Consider the following 23716-nt stretch of genomic DNA (forward strand, 5'->3'; position numbering starts at 1 on the left):
ATAGATTTCATAAATGTTAAATAAAGTTTAATAAATAGATTGATAATTCCATGCAAATAATATATATCTATAATAGATAGGAATTACATAGGCCAAAAATTCGGGTAGATGGGGGTTTATATGTTTGATATACAAGAAGAATTAAAAAAACTTCCAGGTAAACCTGGTGTTTACATAATGCATGACAAAACGGACAAGATCATTTATGTTGGTAAGGCAATTAGTCTTAAGAATAGAGTAAAGCAATACTTTCAAAGTAGCCGAAATCTTTCAGATAAGATTAAGCATATGGTGTCTAATGTCGATTATTTTGAATATATTATTACTGATTCTGAATTGGAAGCACTTGTTCTTGAATGCAATTTAATTAAGGAGCACAGGCCCAAATATAATACAATGCTCAAGGACGATAAGTCATATCCTTTTATTAAGGTTACAGTCAATGAAGATTTTCCGAGGGTGCTATTTGCAAGGTCAATGAAGAAAGATAAGGCTAAGTATTTCGGCCCATATACCAGTGCAGGTGCGGTTAAGAGTTCAATAGAACTTTTATGTAAATTGTATAAAATACGTAATTGTAATAGATGCCTTCCTCAAGATATTGGAAAGAAAAGACCATGTCTAAATTATCACATTAAACAGTGTAGTGCACCATGCCAAGGATATATTTCAAAAGAAGAATATAGAGAGTCAATTAAGAAAGTGATTGATTTTCTAAATGGAAACTATTCCGAAGTTCTCAATGGACTTACAGAAAAAATGCAGGCAGCTTCAGAAAAAATGGAATACGAAGAAGCAATGGAATATAGGGATTTGGTAACAAGTGTTAAGCAGGTCGCGCAGAAGCAAAAAATCACAGGAAACGATTTGGAAGATAAGGATGTTATTGCATGTGCAATTGATGGTGATTATGCAGTGGTTCAGGTGTTCTTTATACGAGAAGGAAAACTGCTAGGAAGAGAACATTTTCATATGAGCGTGGCAGCAAAGGACAGTAGAAGTGAGATCATATCTGAATTTATGAAACAGTATTACGGTGGAACTCCATTTATTCCTGCACTTATTATGTTGCAAGAGGAAATCGAAGATTCACAAGTTATAAGTCAGTGGCTTAGTGATAGGCTTAGTCAGAAGGTCACTATCGTAGCGCCTAAAAAGGGTGATAAAGAAAAGTTAGTTGAACTTGCATATAAGAATGCCGAGTTAGTGCTTTCGCAAGATGGCGAGAAAATAAAACGAGAACATCAGCGTACAGTCGGTGCAATGGCAGAGGTGGCAGACTTTCTATCGATTGATAAAATTAAGCGTGTGGAAGCATTTGATATATCTAATACAAGTGGTATTGAATCAGTGGGATCGATGGTGGTATTTGAGGATGGGAAACCTCGTCGTAACGATTATAGAAAGTTCAAAATCAAGTCGGTTAAAGGTCCTGATGATTATAAGAGCATGCAAGAAGTATTAACGAGAAGATTTTTGCGTGGAATCAAGGAGCGCGAAGAAAATGTGCAAGGATCAGGTTTTAATATTTATCCTGATTTAATAATGATGGATGGTGGTCGAGGACAAGTTAATATTGCATTGGCAGTGCTCAATGAATTGCACTTGAATATTCCGGTTTGTGGTATGGTAAAAGATGATAACCATAGGACTAGAGGATTGTATTTTGATAATGTTGAGATTCCAATTGACCGTAGTAGTGAAGGATTTAAATTAGTTACAAGAATTCAGGATGAAGCCCATAGATTCGCAATAGAATATCACAGAAGCTTAAGAAGCAAGGCACAGGTAAAATCAGTGCTTGATGGAATTGAGGGTATAGGGCCTACTAGAAGAAAGGCTTTAATGAAGCATTTTTTAGAAATCGATGCAATTAGAAATGCCTCAATTAGTGAATTAATGGAGGCGGATACAATAAATGAAAATGTAGCTTCTAAAATATATAACTTCTTCCATTAAAAGAATAATTGTGTTAAAATCTAAGGAATGGTTTTTGATATCAAGGATAAGCTTTTTATATCCAGAATATGGTTTTTATTTTAGTTAAGGGTTAATTCCCTCATCAAGATAACATAATAATAAATAATAAATAATTAATATAGAAGAAGGAGAATTCCTATGAAAACTTTAGAAAGAGTAAAATTAACCAAAGTTATTGAAAAAATGCAATTAGTAAACAGAATTCCGCAGGTTACTGCACAAGGAATTTGGCTTCATCAGCCAGAAGTGAATAGACCGGCTCTTCAGCTTGCAGGATTCTATGATCATTTCGATAATGATAGAATTCAGATTATTGGATATGTTGAACAGGCATATTTGCTTTCCTTGTCAAAAGAGGTAAGAATTGAGAGATATACCCAGCTTTTATCGAGCAATATTCCATGTATCGTATTTTGTAGAGATTTAGAACCAGAAGAAGAACTTCTTGAGATTGCAATTAAGTATGCAATTCCAATTTTAAAATCTAAAAAATCAACATCCTCATTTATGGCGGAAGTTATTAGATGGCTTAAGGTTCAGTTGGCACCATGCATTGTAATCCATGGCGTATTAGTGGATGTATATGGCGAAGGCGTTTTAATTACTGGTGAGAGTGGAATCGGAAAGAGTGAAGCAGCTCTCGAACTTATAAAACGTGGACATCGTCTTGTTACAGATGATGCCGTTGAAATTAGAAAAGTAAGTGATGAAACACTGATAGGTACAGCCCCTGGAGTTACAAAATATTTTATCGAACTTAGAGGTATTGGAATTATAGATGTTAAGACACTTTTTGGTGTTGAAAGCGTTAAAGAAACGCAGCAGATAGATATGGTAATTAAGCTTGAAGACTGGAATAAAAATAAAGAATATGATAGATTAGGTCTTGAAGAAGAGTACACAGAATATCTTGGTAATAAGGTAGTGTGTCATTCTCTCCCAATTAGGCCAGGACGTAATCTTGCGGTTATTGTTGAAGCAGCAGCTGTAAATCATAGACAGAAGAAGATGGGATATAATGCTGCACAAGAATTATACAAAAGAGTGCAAGAAAATCTCGCAAGAGGAAATACGGAGGATGAGGACGAGGATGAATAAGAAGTGCTTTGGAGTTGATTTAGGTGGAACGACAACTAAAATTGGCCTATTTCAACTAGATGGAACATTAATTGAAAAACACGAAATACCAACGAATAAAGAAGAAAATGGAATTTATATATTAGATAATATCGAAGCGTTTATTAATAATGTTATAGTTAAAAATTCATTGGATATAAAGGATATTATCGGCGTAGGAATAGGTGTTCCAGGAGCTGTTACAGATGATGGCGTAGTAAACAAATGTATCAATCTTGGATGGGATGTTACAGACGTTGAAGACATCATGAAGAAAAAAACAAATTTTAAAATAAAAGTAGGAAATGATGCCAATATGGCAGCGTTAGGAGAATACTGGAAAGGCGGAGCAGCTGAATTTTCAAGTATTGCTTTAGTTACAATTGGAACGGGTATCGGTGGCGGAATTATCATGAATGGAAGACCTATTAATGGATTTAATGGTGCAGCAGGAGAAATAGGCCATATACCGATTGTTTATGATGAAACTGAAACCTGTAATTGTGGTAAGAAGGGCTGTTTAGAACAAGTTGCTTCAGCATCTGGAATTGTAAGGGTCGCAAAGAAATTCCTCATCGCAACAGACAAACCTTCGACACTTAGAGGCGCAGAAGAAATCTCGGCAAAGCTCGTATTTGATGAGGCTAAAAATGGTGATATTGTTGCATTTGAAGTAGTAGAATATATTACGAAATACTTAGGGTTAGCATTGGCTAATGTTGCTGGAATTATAGATCCAGAGTGTTTTGTTATTGGTGGCGGAGTATCAGCTGCGGGGCAGTATCTGGTGGATTTAATAGCTGCTAACTATAAAAAATATGTATTTCATCCATGTAAAGATACAAAGATTGTTTTAGCAAGGCTAGGCAATGATGCTGGAATGTATGGTGCTGCAAAACTAGTAATTGATTCATCAAAAGATTCATAATAATTATATAAATTATATTTTAGGAGTAATATGAAGAAGGATATATTAAGCGATCTTGTAAATATCGTGGGTGATGAAAATGTGGCCGAAAATGAGCCAATGTCAAAACACACATCATTTAAAATTGGTGGAAATGCCGATTTTTTCATGACACCAAGAACCGTAGAGCAAATAAAAGCAATCATTACTTACTGCGTGCAGAACACAATTGCATATTTCGTGATAGGAAATGGAAGCAATCTACTAGTAAGTGATGACGGTTATAGAGGTGTCATAATACAACTTTACGATAAATTTAACGAAATTAAGTATGCAAATAATGGACAGAAGGTAATTGTAAAAGCGCAGGCAGGAGTTATGCTTGGCCGCCTTGGAAATGAACTAATGAAGAAAAGTATCACAGGATTTGAATTTGCAACAGGAATACCAGGTACAATTGGTGGAGCCGTTATGATGAACGCAGGTGCATATGATGGTGAAATAAAAAATGTAATTATAAACGCTTGTTTAATGGATGCTTATGGGAATATTGTTAAACTTAATAATTCACAATTAGAGCTTGGATATAGAACTAGTATTATTGCAAAAGAAAAATATATTGTATTAGAAGCAGAATTCGAGTTAGAAAAGGGTAACCAAGAAGAGATAAAAAACAAGTTAAATGATTTTACAGTTCGCAGAAAAGAAAAACAACCGCTAGAACTGCCAAGTGCGGGCAGCATATTTAAACGACCACAAGGGTATTATGCAGGAAAACTTATATCTGATGCAAATTTAGTGGGGTATACAGTGGGCGGAGCGCAAGTCTCAAAAAAACACGCAGGATTTGTTGTGAATATCGGAAATGCTACCGCTAAAGATATAATTAACTTGACAGATGATGTGAAAAATAAGGTTAAAGAGCAATTTGGAGTGGAACTCGAATTAGAAGTTAAAAAATTAGGGTTTGACAAATAGGATTAAAAAGAGATATATAATATATGAGATGAATTTTCCAAGAATCATTTTCTTGGGGGAAGGATTGCTATATGAATATTGTAATTGTCACAGGAATGTCTGGAGCTGGAAAAACGACTGCATTACGAGTACTCGAAGATGCAGGATATTATTGTGTTGATAATATGCCGATGTCACTTGTTATGAAATTTGCTGAGTTAGCAGCGGCTAAGGATTCCAGTAATTCAAATATTGCTTTAGGAGTTGATATTCGAAGTGGTCATGCGCTTGGCGAATTAACAGAGATTCTTGAGCAGATGGTTATTCGTCATTATCAATATAAAATTTTATATCTTGAGGCAAGTGATCAAGTTTTAGTGAAGCGGTATAAGGAAACAAGAAGAGTTCACCCTCTTGCGAAAGATGATCGAGTTGATAAAGGTATTGCAATGGAACGTGAAGAATTAGAGTTTCTAAAAATACAAGCTGATTACATTTTAGATACAAGCCATCTCCTTACTAGAGAATTAAAAATGGAATTAGAAAAAATATTTGTATCAAATAAAGAGTATAGTAATTTATTTATTTCAATCGTATCATTTGGTTTTAAATATGGAATGCCTAGTGATGCAGATTTAGTGTTTGATGTTAGATTCCTACCTAATCCATATTATATTGATGGATTGAGAAAATTAAATGGTAATGACAAAGAAATTAAAGAATATGTAATGGGATTTGAGCCAGCAGTGGTTTTTCTAGCTAAGTTGGAAGATATGCTTGACTTTCTGATTCCAAATTATATTATTGAAGGTAAGAATAGTCTTGTCATTGCAATTGGCTGCACAGGTGGGAAACATAGATCTGTTACTCTTGCAAATGCTTTGATGGAACATATGAAAGGTATGGAATATGGCCTGAAATTAGAGCATAGAGATATAGACAGAGATGCAATTACAAAGAAGTAAGGAGAATGTAATATGTCATTTTCATCGGAAGTAAAGAATGAGCTTTCGAAACATATTAGCAGTGCAAGGCACTGCCAAATAGCCGAAATAGCAGCAATAACAGCCATGTGTGGGCAATTTATACAAAGACCAAATGGTAATTATGTAATTAAAATTTCTACTGAAAATGAGTCAGTTATAAGAAAGTACTTTACTTTATTAAAGAAAACATTTAATATAAATTCTGAAAATATAATTAATAGTTTTGATGATTGCAAAAAAGGTAACACATACTCAATTTTAATTGAAGAGGATTTTTCTGCAAGAATTCTTCAGACATTAAAAATGCTTGACTTAAATAAAATGATAAAAACAAATGAACTGGTTAACCAACTTATTATTCAACAAACTTGCTGTAAAAGAACATTTATTAGAGGTGCGTTCCTTGCATCGGGTTCTATAAGTGATCCACAAAAATTTTACCATTTTGAAATCGTGTGTGACAATCGTTGTAAAGCAGAGCAGTTAAGAGATATAATCAATTCCTTTGAAGTGGAATCAAAAATAATTCAAAGGAAAAAGTATTTTGTTGTATACATAAAGGAAGGAACGCATATAGTAGATATTCTAAATATTATGGAGGCACATGTTTCGCTAATGCAACTCGAAAATGTTAGAATTCTTAAAGAAATGCGCAATTCCGTAAACAGGCAAGTTAACTGTGAAACAGCTAATTTGCACAAAACAGTTGAGGCGTCAGTAAAACAAATCAGAGATATTGAGTATATCAGAGACTCAATTGGATTGAGTTCATTAAGCCAAGGACTTAGTGATATTGCAAATGCAAGATTAGAGAATCCAGATATGAATTTAAAAGATTTGGGTATGCTATTATCACCAACAGTTGGTAAGTCAGGTGTGAACCACAGACTCCGAAAATTAAGCGAAATGACAGAAAATCTGAGAAATACTAGGGAGGATTAATAAAATGATTAAAACAAACATTAATATTGGGATTCAAACAGGTCTCGATGCTAGACCAACTGCTATGCTAGTTCAATTAGCAAGTCAGTACGAGAGCGCAATCCACGTGATTAGCAAAGAAAGCAAATATAATGCGAAGAGCATTATGGGTATGATGACGTTAGGATTAAAAGCTGGGGAAGAGATAACAGTAATAGCTGATGGAACTGATGAAGAAGCTGCTATAGAAAATATAGAAAAATATTTGATGCAAGGTAAGTAAGGGCAAAATTTGGCGAGGGTGTTGAGGAATATGACTGTATCATAATCAATGATGCCTACCTTTCCTTCAAGCAGCATGTTTTTTTGCAAGCCTCAGGGATGATGAAAAGGCTCACTTCGTTTGCATTTTCATCTGAGTCTTGGAAAAAACATAAACGCTACTTTCAGCCGGATACGGCATAATTGATTATGATACAGTCATATTCCGGTTACATGTTCGCCGGGGGATTTTGGCTGGCGCTAGGTACCTTGAAGAGGGGGTAGTGGAAAACATTAACGCTACTTTCAGACGGATACGGCATAATTGATTATGATACAGTCATATTCCGGTTACATGTGCGCCAGGGGATTTTGGCTGGCGTTAGTTACCTTGGAGATTAGCTGCCCTGAAGAAGGGGTCAGCGCCAAAAGCATAGTGATTGCTTTTGGCGCTGGCTTTTTTTGTCGATTTTTTGAATGGGAGATTGCTTTTTTGGGTTTGTTATCATATAATAATTTTATTGGATAATATTAAAATGTTGTTTCAGTGTTATATTGCCATTTGAGTGGAACTGGGAATATTCGGTTTAAGTAAGTGGGCTGCAATAGTTGACTCGATGGAGTGTTAATATTTTATCAATGCATAGATTTATTTTATATATTTTAATGGTTATTTTATAATTCAATTAAAATAATTGTTAAAAAATTTATCAAAAAAGAGGTGACACAATGAATTTTACACATTTACATGTTCATACGGAATTTAGTCTTTTGGATGGCTCAAGTAAGATAAAAGAGCTTGTTGCTAGAGCCAAAGAACTTGGTATGGATAGTATGGCAATTACGGATCATGGTGTAATGTTTGGTGTTATTGATTTCTATAAGGCGGCAAAGGAGATAGGAATTAAGCCTATTCTTGGTTGCGAAGTTTATGTTTCACCAGGATCGAGATTTGATAAAGAAATAAATCCTGGTGATGATAGATACTATCATCTAATTTTACTTGCAGAAAATAATAAAGGTTATAATAACCTTATGAAAATAGTTTCAAAAGGTTTTGTGGATGGGTTTTATTATAAGCCAAGAGTGGATTATGAAGTGCTTAAAAAATATAGCGAAGGTATTATTGCGCTAAGTGCTTGCCTTGCAGGAGAAGTTCAAAGAAATATTACAAGAGGAATGTATGAAGAAGGTGTTAAAGCAGCACTTCGCTATCAAGATATATTTGGAAAAGGAAACTTTTTCCTTGAACTACAAGATCATGGAATAGAAGATCAAAGATTAGTGAATCAGCAACTAGTAAGAATGAGTAAAGAAATAGGAATTGAGTTAGTATGCACAAATGATATTCACTATACATATGATACAGATGTTGATGCACATGACATTTTGCTATGTATTCAAACAGGTAAGAAGGTTTCTGATGAACATAGGATGAGGTATGAAGGGGGTCAATTCTACTGCAAATCGCCGCAGGAGATGGCAGAATTATTTCCTTATGCACCAGAAGCACTTGAAAATACGTATAAAATTGCTGACCGTTGTAATGTGGAGATAGAATTTGGAGTAACAAAACTTCCCCAATATGAAGTCCCAGAAGGCTTTGATTCGTGGAGCTATCTGAATCATTTATGTTTTGATGGCTTAGAAAAGAGATATCCTAACTTCAATGTAGAATTAAAAGAGAGACTAGAATATGAATTATCTGTTATTCATTCAATGGGATTTGTCGACTATTTTCTTATTGTGTGGGACTTTATTAATTATGCGAAGAGTAATGGAATTAGTGTAGGCCCAGGTAGAGGGTCGGCGGCAGGCAGTATTGTAGCCTATTGTTTAGAAATAACCGATATTGATCCAATTAAATATAATTTGATTTTTGAACGATTTCTTAATCCAGAACGTGTATCTATGCCCGATATTGATATTGACTTTTGTTATGAAAGAAGGCAAGAAGTTATAGATTATGTGGTTCGAAAATATGGATCAGACAGAGTCGTTCAAATTGTAACCTTTGGAACAATGGCTGCAAGAGCTGTAATTAAGGATGTAGGTAGAGCCCTTGACTTACCATATGCAATGGTGGATACGATAGCGAAAATGATTCCCAAAGAAGTAGGAATTACAATTGAAAAAGCTTTGAAATTAAACAGTGATTTTTCAAAATTATATCAAGGTGATGATCAAGTAAAAGATTTGATAGATAAATGTTTGCGTTTGGAAGGGCTTCCTCGTCATACCAGTATGCATGCTGCGGGCGTTGTCATTTGCCAGAAGTCGGTTGATGAATATGTACCATTATCAAGAGGCTCAGAGGGCACTTTGGTATCCCAATTTACAATGAATACACTGGAGGAACTTGGGCTTTTAAAGATGGATTTTCTTGGACTTAGAACCCTTACAGTAATACAGAATGCAGAAAGACTTGCGAGAAAGTTAAATCCTGATTTCAGTATTGAAAATATTGACTACAATGAAAAAAAAGTATTCGATTTAATTGCATCAGGAAGGACTGAGGGTATATTTCAACTAGAAAGTGCTGGAATGAAGTCTTTTATGAAGGAGTTAAAACCACAAAATATTGAAGATATAATTGCCGGAATTTCCTTGTATCGTCCAGGACCAATGGATTTTATTCCAAAGTACATAAAAGGAAAAAACGATAAAGAAAGTATCGTATATGATTGTCCACAACTTGAACCGATTCTTAAGCCAACGTATGGATGTATAGTATATCAGGAACAAGTTATGCAGATTGTAAGAGATTTAGCTGGATATACATTAGGAAGAAGTGATTTGCTTCGCCGTGCAATGTCAAAGAAGAAAGCTTATGTAATGGAAAAAGAGCGTCAAAACTTCATCTTCGGTAATAAGGAAGAAGGGGTAAATGGATGTGTGAATAATGGAATTAGTGAAAAAGTAGCAGGAAAAATCTACGATGATATGATTGATTTTGCGAAATACGCCTTTAATAAATCACATGCAGCTTGTTACGCTATTGTTTCCTATCAAACAGCATATATGAAAGCAAATTATTCTAATGAATTTATGGCAGCACTTATGACATCAGTAATTGACAATACTTCTAAAGTTGCTGAATATATATTATCATGTAAACAAATGAATATTAAAATACTTCCACCTGATATTAATGAAGGTGAATATGCATTTTCTGTATCTGGTGATGCAATTCGTTATGGCTTGTCAGCAATTAAAAGTATAGGGAGACCTACAATTGATGCGCTTGTTATTGAACGTGAAAAAAATGGATCATATAAAAATCTCAAGGATTTTATTGAGAGGATGAGCGGTGAAGTTAATAAAAAAACGATTGAGAGTCTAATTAAGGCTGGCGCATTTGATGGATTTGGTGCGAATAGAAAACAAATGATGCTTATTTACGTGGCAATTATGGATAATGTCAGTCGCGAAAAGAAAAATTTAGTATCTGGTCAAATGTCATTATTTGATTTCGTCGATGAAGATAGTCAATCTGAATTTGATATAAAAATGCCGGATATCTGCGAATTTGTAAAAGAGGAGATACTTACATTTGAAAAAGAGGTGCTTGGTGTATACTTAAGTGGGCATCCGCTTGATGCTTATGAAGGAATGTGGCGTCGACATATTTCAGCAACAACTGCAGACTTTGAGATGGAAGAGGATAGTGAAGAGATAAAGATTAGCGATGGGCAAAAAGTTATAATAGGCGGAATGATTGTAGACAAAACAATTAAAAACACCAAGAATGGTCAGATGATGGCATTTATTACAATTGAAGATTTGCTTGGTACCGTTGAGGTTATTATCTTCCCAAGAGATTTCGTTAGTAATAAATCATTATTAGAAGTTGATAACAAAGTCTTTATTACAGGTAGAGTAACTGCAAATGCTGACGAAAAGGGAAAAGTGATCTGTGAAAAAGTTGTTATGTTTGATGATATTCCCAGAAAATGCTGGATTAGATTTAAAAATATTACAGAATATAAGCAAAATGAACCTGAATTGCTTAAACTGATACAGGATTCTGACGGAATAGACCAAGTAATTATATATTGTGTAGAGGAAAAATTACAGAAACCTCTTTCAAAGAGTAAAAGCATTTATATTAATGAACAATTGATAAATATTTTAAAAAATCAGTTTGGAGACGAAAATGTTCAGATAACATAGAAAAATTATTGAATTTTGTCACCAAATAGATTAAACTGAGTAACATAACGAAATATAAAATATGGATTTGCTTGCCGCTCATGTGAAGCGGCGGAAGGGAGCATTTATGGCAAAAGAAATTAAGACAATAGGTGTTTTGACAAGCGGTGGTGATGCACCGGGAATGAATGCAGCAATTAGATCAGTTGTAAGAGCTGCCATTGAAAAAGGAATTAAGGTTAAAGGTATTCAAAAAGGCTATAATGGTCTGATTAATAACGAGATAATTGATATGGATAAGAGAAGTGTTGCTGATATTATTCAGCGAGGCGGAACAATTTTGTATACGGCAAGATGTATGGAATTTATGTCTCCAGAAGGTCAGAAGACCGGAGCTGATAACTGTTTAAAAAATGGAATTGATGGCATTGTTGTAATTGGTGGAGATGGTTCTTTTAGAGGCGCTCAAAAACTTGCAGAGGCCGGAGTAAATACAATTGGGCTACCAGGAACAATTGATCTTGATATTGCTTGTACTGATTATACAATTGGATTTGATACAGCAGTAAACACTGCGATGGAAGCGATTGATAAGATTCGTGATACATCAACTTCTCATGAACGTTGTAGTATTATAGAAGTAATGGGAAGAAATGCAGGCTATATAGCACTTTGGTGCGGACTTGCAAACGGTGCAGAAGATGTTTTGCTTCCTGAACGCTATGATAATGATGAGCAGGCTTTAATTAATCATATTATAGAGGGAAGAAAGAAAGGCAAGAAACATCATTTAATCATAAATGCTGAGGGCATTGGACATTCAACAGGTATGGCTAGAAGAATAGAGGCAGCAACAGGCATTGAAACTAGAGCTACTATACTTGGATATATGCAGCGTGGTGGCAGTCCAACATGTAAAGATAGAGTATATGCTTCTGTAATGGGCGCATATGCAGTAGATCTGCTATGTGAGGGCAAGAGCAATCGTGTTGTTGCATACAAAGATGGAGCATTTGTTGATTACGATATTGATGAAGCATTGGCTATGAAAAAAGAAATTGATAATTATCAATTCCTACTAAGCTCATTGCTGTCAAGATAATAGAATTTAGAATAGCTGTTGTGTATGAAAATACGGGCAGCTTTTTTTGATTAATAACAGTGCAGAAATATACTTTGTAGAAGCGACTAGATGCACAGAAATATACTTTGCAGAAGCGGATAGATGCACAGAAATGGAGATAGATATGATTACAAGTACAAGTAATAGCCAAGTAAAATATCTGGTACAATTACAAAACAAAACGAAAATCAGAAAAGAAAACAAAGAATTTGTAGTTGAAGGTATTAAAATGGTGGAAGAGGCACCTAAAGATCGAATTATTAAGATATATGTTTCTGAACATTTCGTGAAAGCGAATGAAGAAACGGTCAATAATTTTGGCGTGGAGTATGAAATCGTAAGTGATAATGTATTTTCTCAGATATCAGACACGAAAACTCCGCAAGGTATTTTGGCAATCGTAAAAATGTTGGATTATTCGATGAATGATTTAATGAATAATATTCCACTTATTGTTATTATTGATAATCTCCAAGACCCAGGTAATTTAGGTACTATAATTAGGACGGGTGAGGGCGCTGGAATTAGCGGAGTGCTAATGAGCTCAAATACAGTGGATATATATAATCCTAAGACGATTCGTTCAACAATGGGTTCTATCTTTAGAGTACCGTTTGTATATGAAAATGATTTCTTAGATGCAATTGACTTTATCAGAAATAAAAATATTACAATATATGCTGCTCATTTAGATGGGAAAAATAGCTATACAGCAGAAAAATACAGTGGTCCATCCGCTTTTTTAATTGGTAATGAAAGCAATGGATTATCAGAGGAAGCTGCAAGTAAAGCGGATGTTTTAATAAGAATCCCAATGTGTGGAAAAGTAGAATCATTAAACGCTGCAATAGCAACAACGGTTTTGTTATATGAAGCCAAGCGCCAACGAGATAATTAATATATTTAACAATATTTTACAATGATTTGGATTACCTTTAAATTGTTAAAACGTCCTAAACCCCCATAAACACTGGATAATTTGGGGGGTTGACAAAGAAATTTAACTTTGGTACAATAATTTTGTAACAAATTTAACAATTCTGTAACAATTAAAAACGATATTCATAAAATAAATTATGAGTATACGTAGGAGGTAATTTATGATACTTAAAAGTAGAAAGGTAGCAATATATTTTGGATTAGCAATCATTATGATGATGATGCCGATTCTCCCAGCTACAATTACTGCAAGTACAACTAGTGAGCTCAAACAAAACGATAACATTGATACAAATGAAAGAACGGCGTCTTATGTAGAAACCGCAAAAAACTTGGTGGCTAGTAATCAAGATGAAGATAAAAATCTTAAAAAGTGTTTATTTAATGGAAAGGCAATTGCTTCGGCAGAGTTATACGTTGAAGTAAAAGCATCTCCAGAAGATTCTTCTGAAACTGTAGGTAAGTTATTTGAATTTAATATTGCTGATGTTTTAGAACAGAATTATGCATGGACGAAGATTAGCTCAGGAAACATAATAGGATATGCTAAGACTGCAATGCTTTGCTTTGATGAGGAAGCACAAGCGGTAGCCCAGTTGGAAACATCTATTACTGGAAGTGTTATTACAGATAGCACATCTGTATATTCTAATACGACAGAGAATGCTGAGATTATCAATTCATTAACAGTAGGAACACCAGTAACACCAGTAGAATTTATTGGTGATTATATTGTAGTGAAATTAGACGATAATGTTCTTGGATATATTATTAAATCAAATATTTCAATTGATTATGGATTTCAGAATGGATTAACAATTGCTGAAGAGGAAGCGAAAATCGCTAAGGAAGCAGCAGATGAAGCAGCAAGAGTTAAAGCTGAACAAGATGCGAGAGCGGCAGAGGAAGCAAGGATTCAAGCAGCAGCAGCTGCAAAGGCAAAACAGGAAGCGATTAGACAGCAAGTTATTCAAAGGACAAAAGCTGGTACGGATTTCACATATAATCCTACAATGCAAGTATCCGATAGCGACATTTGGCTTATGGCATGTATTATTGATTGGGAATCGGGTTGGCAGCCATATGAAGGTAAATTAGCAGTTGCCAATATAATACTCAATAGAGTTAGAAGCTCTAGATATGCTAATTCTGTAAGCGGCGTTGTATATGCAAGAAATCAGTTTAGTGGCGTATGTGATTCATCAGGAAATCCTTCAGCTAAATTTGCTGAAAGACTTGCAGCTGGTCCTAGAACAGATGAATGTATTAAAGCAGCATTGCAAGCACTTTCAGGTGTGAATAACGTATCTAACTATACAGCCTTTATTACTACAGGCTCTGCAAATTATTCTGCATATTCTGATTTTATGGTTATTGGAGATCATTGTTTTTATTAAAATAATACTTATTAGATCTAAAAATAAAAGTGTGGTGATTCTACCACACTTTTTTTTGAAAATAAACTTAAATGATATGCATAAATATGCATAAAAAACTTATAAATATACACTTGACTACTCCTAAATAATATAGTAAGGTATAAATATATTTTCTTGTTATATGATTGAGAAAGAAATTTGCGAAAGCACACAAATAGGATTTCCAATAATCCTAATTAAAGATGTGCGAAAGCACACAGATAGGAGCTAATATGAATTTAAAAGGACGTCATTTTTTAACATTGAAGGATTTTACTCCGGATGAGATTGAGTATTTATTAAATCTTTCAGCTGAGTTAAAGGAAAAAAAGAAAAATGGAATTATTGAACAAAAATTAATTGGCAAGAACGTTGCACTTATATTTGAAAAGACAAGTACAAGAACTCGTTGTTCATTTGAAGTGGCTGCTCATGATCTCGGAATGGGTGTTACATATCTTGATCCACAGGGATCTCAGATAGGTAAAAAGGAAAGCATTGCAGATACTGCACGTGTTCTTGGAAAAATTTATGAAGGAATTGAATACCGTGGTTTTGGACAAAATATTGTTGAAGAGCTTGCAAAATATGCAGGTGTACCAGTCTGGAACGGATTAACGAATGAATATCATCCAACACAGATGTTAGCAGATCTGTTAACTATTCGTGAAAAACTTGGCAAGTTAAAAGGAGTTAAGCTTGTATATATGGGTGATGCAAGATATAATATGGGTAATTCATGGATGATAGCATGTTCTAAGATGGGCATTGATTTTACAGCATGTGCACCGAAAGAATACTTCCCAGCTGCTGATTTGGTGGAAGAATGTAAGAGATATGCGGCTGAAAGTGGAGCTGCAATTACACTTTTAGAAGATGTCGAAGTGGCAACAAAGGATGCAGATGTCATATATACTGATGTTTGGGTCTCAATGGGTGAACCAGATGAAGTTTGGGCTGAAAGAATTAAAGCGCTAATGCCATATCAGGTTAACAAGAAGGTAATGGATAATGCATCAAAAGATGCAATTTTTATGCACTGCTTACCAGCATTTCATGATTTAAAGACTAAGATAGGAAAAGAAATCTATGATAAATTTGGTTTTAATGAGTTGGAAGTAACCGATGAAGTATTTGAATCAGAGCAATCTGTAGTTTTTGATGAATCAGAAAATAGAATGCATACAATAAAAGCTGTAATGGCTGCAACGCTTGGTGCATATTAGTAATAGTAAGAAAGGGAGCCAACAATGTATTATTATACTGCAAAGGGTACTTACAGAAAAACTAAAACGACAATTGACATTCTGATTTTAATAATGACAGCTCTAATGATAGGTTTATTTGTTTCCATCATCTTCTGGAAAAGCATGCGTGGCATGTTGTTTCCTACAATATGCCTTTCAGGTGCGATTGTAAATGCGCTTGATGCTATTAAAAGTTTCATCAATAGCAAAAAGAGGGCTGGAATTGTGTTGACGTGTATTTCTATTATGCTGGTGATTTTTGCTGCGTTATGTTGGGGTGTTACATTACGTACATTATAAATTGGTGAGTGAGGAGAATATCTCTTGCTAAAGTAAGTTACAAGAATAGGGAAGAAAATGAAAACCAAAATATTAAAAGTGTTAAGAAATTCGGATAAGTATATTTCAGGTCAAAGTATTTGTGATGAGTTAGGGATATCCCGTACAGCTGTTTGGAAATATATGAATCAGTTGAAGGAAGATGGTTATGGGATAGAAGCAACTCAAAACAAAGGCTACAATATTACAAAGTATCCAGATGTATTGACTGAGGTTGAACTCGGAAGCCTATTTGAAACTGCATTTTTTGGAAATAAAATCTATTTCTATGATGAAATTGATTCAACCAATAATGAGGCTAAGAAAAAAGCGGAAGATGGTGCGAAGCAAGGAACACTTGTAATAGCAGAATGTCAGAATGGCGGTAGAGGAAGACGTGGGAAAAAATGGATATCACCTAGTGGAAGTGGCATTTGGATGTCATTCGTTTTAAAACCTACAATTCATCCATATGGTGCATCAATGATCACATTGGTTGCAGCATTATCAGTTGTTAGTGCACTTAAAAACATAAAAGGTTTGGAATGTAACATAAAATGGCCTAATGATATTGTTGCAAATGGCAAAAAAATATGCGGAATCCTTACAGAAATGAGTTCAGAACTTGATGCAGTTAACTATGTTATTATAGGAATAGGTATTAATATCAATAGTACAGAGTTTGATGAAGAAATTAGTGATATTGCTTCATCAGTATTTTTAGAAACAGGACTGACGATTAAAAGAAGCCAAGTAGTGGCGGATTTTGCAAAATACTTTGAAAAATATTACAGCATATTCATGCAAACGCAGGATCTGAGGGGATTGATTGATGAGTATAATGGATTGTTAGTGAATGTTGGAAAAGAAGTTAAAATCAATAACATAAATAGTCAATTTATTGGAAATGCTATTGGAATTAATGACAAAGGTGAACTCCTTGTTAAAAAGCAAGATGGAAGCGTTGAAAAAGTCATAGCAGGCGAAGTTTCAGTACGTGGATTATACGGTTATGTGTAGAGAGGAAATTTATTATGTACGAAGATAAAATTGTATTGTGTGTTTCTAATGCATATGAAAAAAAATATTATATGAATGATGCGTTTGCATCCCTTCCTGATGATATTAAAGACAGACTTAAAATTCTTTGTGTGTTATTTACAGAAGAGGTTGGTGGAATCCTGAGGCTTGAATATTCAGAAGATGGCACATTGATGTTTGCCTCACAGGCGGATGAAGGCGATTTGTTATATGATGATATTGCATGTGGTTTGAAGATTAAGCAGATTCAGAGGAAAGAGGAAGAGCTACTTACTTCTCTTGAACTTTTTTACAAAGTATTTTTCTTAGGCGAAAAGTATGAATAAAGCGAATCGAAGATTCGCTATGACAATATTTGCGTTTGCAACGCAAATATGTCTAAAAGTATGAATGATTTAGAAAAAATTAATATATAATTTGGAGTACGGATGCAAATAGGAAATGTTGAAATTAAAAATAATGTAATATTAGCACCAATGGCAGGCGTGACGGACCTGCCTTTTCGATTATTATGTAAGGAGCAGGGTTGCGGAATGCTATATTCAGAGATGATAAGCGCAAAAGCAATTCTGTATAATAATAAAAATACAGAAGATCTTTTAAAAGTCACATCTGATGAAAATCCTATTGCAGTTCAATTGTTTGGAGCGGATCCCAAAATCATGGCAGAAATTGCTAAAATAATTGAAGAGCGTTCATTTGATACTATAGATGTAAACATGGGATGTCCAGTACCAAAAGTCGTTAATAATGGTGAAGGCTCGGCACTGATGAAGAATCCGAAACTTGTTGGAGAAATAATTAGCGCAATGACAAAAGCCGTTAAGAAGCCAATTACAGTAAAAATCAGAAAAGGGTTTAATGACCAATTGATAAATGCACCTGAGATAGCACATATTATTCAAGAATCAGGAGGAGCAGCAGTTGCGGTACATGGAAGAACAAGAGAAGAATATTATTCTGGTACTGCTGATTGGGACATTATCAGACAAGTAAAAGCGCGTGTTTCAATTCCCGTTATAGGAAATGGAGATATATTTTGTGTTGAAGATGCCGTTAAGATGATTCAAGCAACAGGCTGCGATGGAATTATGGTGGGAAGAGGCGCAAGAGGAAATCCATGGATTTTCAATCGAATTAACCACTATATGAAAACAGGAGAAATTTTGAATAAACCGTCACTTGAAGAAAGTAAAGAGATGATACTAAGGCATGCTAGACTTTTAATTGAGTATAAGGGCGAGTTTACTGGGATCAGAGAAATGCGAAAACATTTTGGGTGGTATACATCAGGTTATCCTCATTCAGCTGCACTTCGAAATGAAGCGAATCTTATTGAAAGTTATTCAGAACTAGAAGAAATTGTTAACACGAGACTGTCGTTATATTGACATTCCTGTATAGATGGGATATAATGTTTCGATGTTAGCGTGGAAACAAAAGAAAATTTATTTTATAGGAAATAGTAACCAATAAAGTAAAAACACTCTGTAGGATCGTTGTTCCTTAAGAGAATTATATTTATGTTTAGAAAGGTGTAATGGGGATATGGCAGAGAAAAAGAACATTCTAACCTATACTGGTTTGAAGAAGTTAGAGGATGAATTACAAACTTTAAAGGTTGTTAAAAGAAAAGAAGTTGCTCAAAAAATCAAAGAAGCACGAGAACAAGGCGATTTATCTGAAAATGCTGAGTATGATGCAGCAAAAGATGAGCAAAGGGATATAGAAGCAAGAATTGAAGATATAGAAAAAATATTAAAGAATGCAGAAGTCGTAGATGAAGATGAAGTTGATATTGGAAAAATCAGTGTTGGCTGTATCGTAACGGTTTTTGATTTTGAATTTAGTGAAGAAGTTGAATTCGCTATCGTAGGTTCAACTGAATCTAACAGTTTAGCAAATAGGATCTCTAATGAATCACCAGTTGGAGCTGCACTATTAGGTAAAAGAATCGGAGAGTTAGTTAAAGTTGAAACACAAGTGGGTGATTTTGAATACAAAGTGGTTTCAATTAGAAAATCTAATTAGATTAAATTATATATGTTTTACAAAAAGGAGTGAAAGTCTTGGCTGAACAAAAAAACGAGCAACCGGTAGATATTAACGAACAGATTCAGGTTCGTAAAACAAAATTACAGACATTGCAAGAAAATGGGAAAGATCCATTTACGATTATGAAATATGATGTTTCTAATCATACATTAGAAATCAAAGATAACTTTGAAGCACTTGAAGGAAAAACAGTTACCATTGCAGGAAGATTGATGGCCAAACGAGTTATGGGCAAGGCTTCTTTTTGTAATGTTCAAGACTTAAAAGGCAATATTCAGTTATATGTAGCAAGAGACAACGTGGGTGAAGATTGTTATGCTGATTTCAAGAAGTTTGATTTGGGAGACATTGTTGGCGTCCAGGGTGAGGTATTTAAAACGCAGAAGGGTGAGATTTCAATTCATGCTACAGAAGTAAAGCTTCTCTCGAAGAGTTTACAAATTTTGCCTGAAAAATATCACGGTCTTAAAGATACAGATATGCGTTACAGACAAAGATATGTAGATCTGATTGTTAATACGGAAGTGAAAGAAACATTTATAAAACGTTCTCAGATTATTAAAGAAGTCAGAACATTTTTAGATGGTAGAGAATATATCGAAGTTGAAACACCTATTCTTGTTCCTAATGCAGGCGGTGCTGCTGCGAAACCATTTACCACATATTATAATGCGTTAGATGAAGATGTTCATTTGAGAATTTCATTAGAATTATATCTGAAAAGACTTATCGTTGGTGGACTTGAAAGAGTATATGAAATAGGAAGAGTATTCCGTAATGAAGGTCTTTCAGTACGTCATAATCCAGAATTTACTTTGCTTGAATTATATCAGGCATATACAGATTATTATGGAATGATGGATTTAGTGGAAGATTTATTTCGAACAGTTTCTAAAAATGTACTTGGTACAACAACAATTTCTTATGAAGGCGTTGAGATTGATTTGGCAAAACCGTTTGAAAGAATCACAATATTAGATGCTGTTAAAAAGTATGCAAACGTGGATTTTTCAACAATTAATAGTGATGAAGAAGCGAAGGCAATTGCAAAAGAACATCATATTGCGTTTGAAAATAGACATAAGAAGGGTGATATACTTAACCTTTTCTTTGAAGCATTTGTAGAAGAACAATTGGTTCAACCTACATTTGTTATGGATCATCCAGTTGATATTTCTCCACTTGCAAAGAGAAAACCATCAGATCCAGAATACACAGAAAGATTCGAGCTTTTTGTAACTAAGAGAGAATTAGCAAATGCATTCTCAGAGTTGAATGACCCAATTGACCAAAGAGGAAGATTTGAGGCACAGGAAGCTTTGAAAGCTGCAGGAGACGAAGAAGCGAATAGTATAGATGAAGATTTCTTGAATGCTTTGGCATACGGTATGCCACCTACAGGCGGTTTGGGAATTGGAATTGACAGACTAGTAATGCTTCTCACGGATTCAGCTGCAATTAGAGATGTTTTGTTATTTCCAACTATGAAAACAAAAGATTGATTTATATGATATACTAATTAAGAGCGAGTGCATGAATAGTGTAGCTTGCTCTTTTGGGTTAGGAGGGGACAAATATGGCGACACAAAAGAAGAATGATATAAAAAAGAAAAGAAGAAGATTAAAACCTGTTCCAATTTTGGTTTTAGTAACCGTATTAATTGTAATTATAACTTCTTTAGTGCTTGTGTTTGGCGAGAAACCCAAGAAGGAATCTGTAAATGTTAGTATATCTGATGCTGGCGTAGGCTCTAACACAGTAGATGAAAAGGCGTCAAATACTCTACTAGATGCTACAGTGTCAATTGATATGGATAGTTGCGCAATTCCTATTGGAACTACCCTTAAAGTTACTGCGAGTATTGATCCTGTAGAAGTTGAAAAAACAATTAATTGGAGTAGTAGCGATGAAAATGTATTTACTGTTGATTCTGAGGGAATAATTATAATTAAAGGGAAAGGAACTTCAGCATTAACTGCAACACTAGGAAGTACTTCTGATGCTATTGTAATAGAGGGGATTTTAAATAATGATACAGCAAAATCTCAAAATGATTTACCTATATTTAATTTGATCGCTAGCTCAGCAACGTCGAGTAACGGCACGTTAAGTAATGGAACTTCAAGTAATGGAACTTCAAGTAATGGAACTTCAATTAGTGGAACTTCAAATAATAGTAGTACCGTAAATAATACAGGTAATACAACAAATCCTGTATCAAATAATACAAATAACCCGAGTGGGACTAATAATACAGGAAATAATGGAAACTCAAGCAACCCTGTTAGTCCGGATAGTGGCACAAACAGTGGTACAAACAGTGGGTTGAAGAGCACGGAATTAAATGGAAGTCTTAACGAATTTGGGTATAGTAAGGTATTATCAAATGTATATGTTTATCAAGAAAATAATACATATTATGGAGAGATAGTAATCCAATCTAATGTGACTATAATTTATATAAAGCAAAGATGCGAAGGGTATGACATGAAAATAAAACAGGTCATTGCTAGCTTGCTACCTATAGAAAATGCTCAAGTCTGGAGCAACTATATAGCAGCATCTTCAGATAGGACATTTACTGTCGAAGGTAGGATGGTAAGAATTGTAACGGCTTTTAATGGTGGACATTCTCAAATTGTAATATACAATTAATGAAAATCATGGTACAATATATGGTATTAATTGGGATGCAAAAGAACTTTTTACCATCCTACTTGGATACATGCAAAAGAACTTTTCACAATCCTGATTGGATACATGCTAAAGCATGTAGATAGGAGTTATATGTTAAATGAAAATAAAGTTAAAATGATGACAAAAATGTCTATTTACGAGAAGAATGAAGGAAAAACGATGCTTAAAACTGCTAAGTATTTTAAGGGCGATTATGTTTCTCTCGGAGTTTTAAAAACAGTTATATCCGTTACAGTTGCATTTGTGATAATTGTGATTTTATTTGCATTATATCAAGCGGATTCACTTACTCAAAATGTTAATAGCATTGATTATGCTTCAATGGGAAAGAGCTTAGCTGGATATTATGTTGCTTTTGTTATTATATTTGGCATTATATCAGGCGTTGTATATTCTTCTAAATATGAAAGCTCAAGAAAAGAGATGAAAAAATTCTTTTTGCGATTGAATAAGTTAGAACGTTTTTACAATAGTCAAAAGAAGAAAAATTAAAATTGGAGGATATCTCTATATGGTAGCGTTATTAGAATTAAAGGAAAAAATAAAAAAAATATACGGCATGTATGATGTGTATATTATACCTAGTGCAAAGTTTTTAGTGTCATTCATTTCGATATCACTGCTTAATGGAAGCATTGGATATATGTCTAAAATCAAGAATCCATTAATAGCAATATTTGTATCGATATTTTGCGCTTTTTTGCCAAATGGATTTACGGTAGTATGTTTATCAGCATTTATAGTGGCGCATTTGTATGCAATCTCTGCAGAACTTGCAGTTGTATCACTTTGCCTATTTCTATTGATGTATTTATTATACTTTAGATTTACACCTAAATCAGGATATATATTAATTATTACTGCCATATTATGTTGGATTAAGTTGCCATATTTGGTACCAATTGCAATTGGACTTACATCAGGTATACTTGCAGTGATTCCAGCAAGCTTTGGAATTATAGTATATTACATTATTAAAACAGCAAGTGAATATCAGACAGCAATTGCGAGTGAGTCTGCATCAAATAGTATGCAAAAATTCTCGTTTATTGTTAATAGTTTATTGAATAATAAAGAAATGATTTTGCTTGTAGTTGCAGTTGCAATTTCGATTGTTGTTGTATATGCAATTAGAAGATTATCAGTTGAAAATGCTTGGTCATATGCTATTTTATCAGGGGCGCTTGCGCAATTTATAATCCTTGTTGTTGGTAAGCTAGCATTATCTGCTAAAATAGATATGATTTTCGTTATTATTGGTACCGTTTTAGCAGTAATCCTTGGTTATTTGCTACAGATTCTATTCTTTAGCGTTGATTATAAACGAACCGAATCTGTACAATATGAAGATGATGAGTATTATTATTATGTTAAAGCTGTTCCTAAAGTTAATATTGTGAATCAAGATGTAAAAGTAAAACGTATTAATGCACAGAAGGTTAAGAAAACAGATGATATTAAGCGAGATAGAAAATATGATACGGGTAAGATCTATAACAAAACACCTAATAAAGATATAGAAGATTCATTTGATGAAGATGATGCAATGTCATCTGTTGACAAATAATATGTATTGAATTATAGAGCTAAAATTTAC

Annotated in this window: 21 protein-coding genes; all 21 read left to right on the forward strand. The window is 34.1% G+C overall.

Annotated features, from left to right (window positions below; genetic code table 11):
• Window positions 1-120 precede the first annotated feature (120 nt).
• On the forward strand, window positions 121-1959 hold the full coding sequence (gene uvrC / locus BMY18_RS01310) for an excinuclease ABC subunit UvrC (protein WP_092449796.1): 1839 nt from the start codon (window positions 121-123) through the stop codon (window positions 1957-1959).
• A 159-nt stretch (window positions 1960-2118) separates the two neighbouring features.
• Window positions 2119-3078 carry an HPr(Ser) kinase/phosphatase gene (gene hprK, locus BMY18_RS01315; RefSeq protein ID WP_092449798.1) on the forward strand — a complete coding sequence of 320 codons (960 nt, stop codon included), beginning with the start codon at window positions 2119-2121 and terminating at the stop codon, window positions 3076-3078.
• The gene (locus BMY18_RS01320; RefSeq protein ID WP_092449800.1) at window positions 3071-4024 is read left to right on the forward strand and encodes an ROK family glucokinase; all 954 of its coding nucleotides are present in this window, start codon (window positions 3071-3073) and stop codon (window positions 4022-4024) included. Before hprK ends, BMY18_RS01320 begins: the two co-directional genes overlap by 8 nt.
• A 30-nt stretch (window positions 4025-4054) precedes the next feature.
• Entirely contained in the window at window positions 4055-4981 is a 927-nt protein-coding gene (murB, locus tag BMY18_RS01325) for a UDP-N-acetylmuramate dehydrogenase (RefSeq protein WP_092449802.1), read from the forward strand.
• Window positions 4982-5052: 71 nt separating this feature from the next.
• Window positions 5053-5925, forward strand: a complete 873-nt coding sequence (gene rapZ / locus BMY18_RS01330) for an RNase adapter RapZ (protein WP_092449804.1) — start codon at window positions 5053-5055, stop codon at window positions 5923-5925.
• Window positions 5926-5937: 12 nt separating this feature from the next.
• Window positions 5938-6888, forward strand: a complete 951-nt coding sequence (gene whiA / locus BMY18_RS01335) for a DNA-binding protein WhiA (RefSeq protein WP_092449806.1) — start codon at window positions 5938-5940, stop codon at window positions 6886-6888.
• A gap of 4 nt (window positions 6889-6892) precedes the next feature.
• The gene (locus BMY18_RS01340) at window positions 6893-7150 is read left to right on the forward strand and encodes an HPr family phosphocarrier protein (RefSeq protein ID WP_092449808.1); all 258 of its coding nucleotides are present in this window, start codon (window positions 6893-6895) and stop codon (window positions 7148-7150) included.
• A gap of 707 nt (window positions 7151-7857) precedes the next feature.
• The gene (locus tag BMY18_RS01345; protein WP_092449810.1) at window positions 7858-11301 is read left to right on the forward strand and encodes a DNA polymerase III subunit alpha; all 3444 of its coding nucleotides are present in this window, start codon (window positions 7858-7860) and stop codon (window positions 11299-11301) included.
• A gap of 106 nt (window positions 11302-11407) precedes the next feature.
• A complete protein-coding gene (pfkA, locus tag BMY18_RS01350; protein WP_092449812.1) occupies window positions 11408-12382 on the forward strand; it encodes a 6-phosphofructokinase in 975 nt (324 codons plus the stop codon).
• A gap of 145 nt (window positions 12383-12527) precedes the next feature.
• Window positions 12528-13301: a TrmH family RNA methyltransferase gene (locus tag BMY18_RS01355; protein WP_092450218.1), complete on the forward strand. Its 774-nt coding sequence runs from the start codon at window positions 12528-12530 to the stop codon at window positions 13299-13301.
• A 202-nt stretch (window positions 13302-13503) separates the two neighbouring features.
• Window positions 13504-14739 (forward strand): cell wall hydrolase, encoded by a 1236-nt coding sequence (locus BMY18_RS01360; protein WP_092449813.1) that lies wholly within the window; start codon window positions 13504-13506, stop codon window positions 14737-14739.
• Window positions 14740-14993: 254 nt separating this feature from the next.
• Entirely contained in the window at window positions 14994-15986 is a 993-nt protein-coding gene (gene argF, locus BMY18_RS01365; protein WP_092449815.1) for an ornithine carbamoyltransferase, read from the forward strand.
• 24 nt (window positions 15987-16010) lie between these two features.
• Complete coding sequence (locus BMY18_RS01370; protein WP_092449817.1) at window positions 16011-16307, forward strand: hypothetical protein; 297 nt, start codon at window positions 16011-16013, stop codon at window positions 16305-16307.
• A gap of 57 nt (window positions 16308-16364) precedes the next feature.
• The gene (locus BMY18_RS01375) at window positions 16365-17345 is read left to right on the forward strand and encodes a biotin--[acetyl-CoA-carboxylase] ligase (RefSeq protein WP_092449819.1); all 981 of its coding nucleotides are present in this window, start codon (window positions 16365-16367) and stop codon (window positions 17343-17345) included.
• Between the two features lie 14 nt (window positions 17346-17359).
• Window positions 17360-17692 (forward strand): DUF6145 family protein, encoded by a 333-nt coding sequence (locus tag BMY18_RS01380; RefSeq protein ID WP_092449821.1) that lies wholly within the window; start codon window positions 17360-17362, stop codon window positions 17690-17692.
• 102 nt (window positions 17693-17794) lie between these two features.
• Window positions 17795-18757, forward strand: coding sequence for a tRNA dihydrouridine synthase DusB (gene dusB / locus BMY18_RS01385; RefSeq protein ID WP_092449823.1), 963 nt, complete (start codon window positions 17795-17797; stop codon window positions 18755-18757).
• Window positions 18758-18914: 157 nt separating this feature from the next.
• Window positions 18915-19397: a transcription elongation factor GreA gene (gene greA, locus BMY18_RS01390; protein ID WP_092449825.1), complete on the forward strand. Its 483-nt coding sequence runs from the start codon at window positions 18915-18917 to the stop codon at window positions 19395-19397.
• A gap of 38 nt (window positions 19398-19435) precedes the next feature.
• Window positions 19436-20923 (forward strand): lysine--tRNA ligase, encoded by a 1488-nt coding sequence (lysS, locus tag BMY18_RS01395; protein ID WP_092449827.1) that lies wholly within the window; start codon window positions 19436-19438, stop codon window positions 20921-20923.
• 74 nt (window positions 20924-20997) lie between these two features.
• The gene (locus BMY18_RS01400) at window positions 20998-22077 is read left to right on the forward strand and encodes an Ig-like domain-containing protein (protein ID WP_092449829.1); all 1080 of its coding nucleotides are present in this window, start codon (window positions 20998-21000) and stop codon (window positions 22075-22077) included.
• A 132-nt stretch (window positions 22078-22209) separates the two neighbouring features.
• The gene (locus BMY18_RS01405; RefSeq protein WP_092449831.1) at window positions 22210-22611 is read left to right on the forward strand and encodes a hypothetical protein; all 402 of its coding nucleotides are present in this window, start codon (window positions 22210-22212) and stop codon (window positions 22609-22611) included.
• 19 nt (window positions 22612-22630) lie between these two features.
• Window positions 22631-23686, forward strand: coding sequence for a hypothetical protein (locus BMY18_RS01410; RefSeq protein WP_092449833.1), 1056 nt, complete (start codon window positions 22631-22633; stop codon window positions 23684-23686).
• Window positions 23687-23716 lie beyond the last annotated feature (30 nt).

It is taken from the genome of [Clostridium] fimetarium (assembly GCF_900111235.1).
Lineage (GTDB): Bacteria > Bacillota > Clostridia > Lachnospirales > Lachnospiraceae > Clostridium_N > Clostridium_N fimetarium.

Coding starts and splice junctions, on each gene's coding strand:
- BMY18_RS01320 (WP_092449800.1), top strand. CDS start 3,071: ATGAATAAGAAGTGCTTTGGAGTTGATTTAGGTGGAACGACAACTAAA.
- dusB (WP_092449823.1), top strand. CDS start 17,795: ATGCAAATAGGAAATGTTGAAATTAAAAATAATGTAATATTAGCACCA.
- rapZ (WP_092449804.1), top strand. CDS start 5,053: ATGAATATTGTAATTGTCACAGGAATGTCTGGAGCTGGAAAAACGACT.
- whiA (WP_092449806.1), top strand. CDS start 5,938: ATGTCATTTTCATCGGAAGTAAAGAATGAGCTTTCGAAACATATTAGC.
- BMY18_RS01410 (WP_092449833.1), top strand. CDS start 22,631: ATGGTAGCGTTATTAGAATTAAAGGAAAAAATAAAAAAAATATACGGC.
- BMY18_RS01360 (WP_092449813.1), top strand. CDS start 13,504: ATGATACTTAAAAGTAGAAAGGTAGCAATATATTTTGGATTAGCAATC.
- BMY18_RS01340 (WP_092449808.1), top strand. CDS start 6,893: ATGATTAAAACAAACATTAATATTGGGATTCAAACAGGTCTCGATGCT.
- BMY18_RS01355 (WP_092450218.1), top strand. CDS start 12,528: ATGATTACAAGTACAAGTAATAGCCAAGTAAAATATCTGGTACAATTA.
- BMY18_RS01345 (WP_092449810.1), top strand. CDS start 7,858: ATGAATTTTACACATTTACATGTTCATACGGAATTTAGTCTTTTGGAT.
- BMY18_RS01375 (WP_092449819.1), top strand. CDS start 16,365: ATGAAAACCAAAATATTAAAAGTGTTAAGAAATTCGGATAAGTATATT.
- hprK (WP_092449798.1), top strand. CDS start 2,119: ATGAAAACTTTAGAAAGAGTAAAATTAACCAAAGTTATTGAAAAAATG.
- murB (WP_092449802.1), top strand. CDS start 4,055: ATGAAGAAGGATATATTAAGCGATCTTGTAAATATCGTGGGTGATGAA.
- BMY18_RS01370 (WP_092449817.1), top strand. CDS start 16,011: ATGTATTATTATACTGCAAAGGGTACTTACAGAAAAACTAAAACGACA.
- BMY18_RS01405 (WP_092449831.1), top strand. CDS start 22,210: ATGTTAAATGAAAATAAAGTTAAAATGATGACAAAAATGTCTATTTAC.
- greA (WP_092449825.1), top strand. CDS start 18,915: ATGGCAGAGAAAAAGAACATTCTAACCTATACTGGTTTGAAGAAGTTA.
- BMY18_RS01380 (WP_092449821.1), top strand. CDS start 17,360: ATGTACGAAGATAAAATTGTATTGTGTGTTTCTAATGCATATGAAAAA.
- BMY18_RS01400 (WP_092449829.1), top strand. CDS start 20,998: ATGGCGACACAAAAGAAGAATGATATAAAAAAGAAAAGAAGAAGATTA.
- argF (WP_092449815.1), top strand. CDS start 14,994: ATGAATTTAAAAGGACGTCATTTTTTAACATTGAAGGATTTTACTCCG.
- pfkA (WP_092449812.1), top strand. CDS start 11,408: ATGGCAAAAGAAATTAAGACAATAGGTGTTTTGACAAGCGGTGGTGAT.
- uvrC (WP_092449796.1), top strand. CDS start 121: ATGTTTGATATACAAGAAGAATTAAAAAAACTTCCAGGTAAACCTGGT.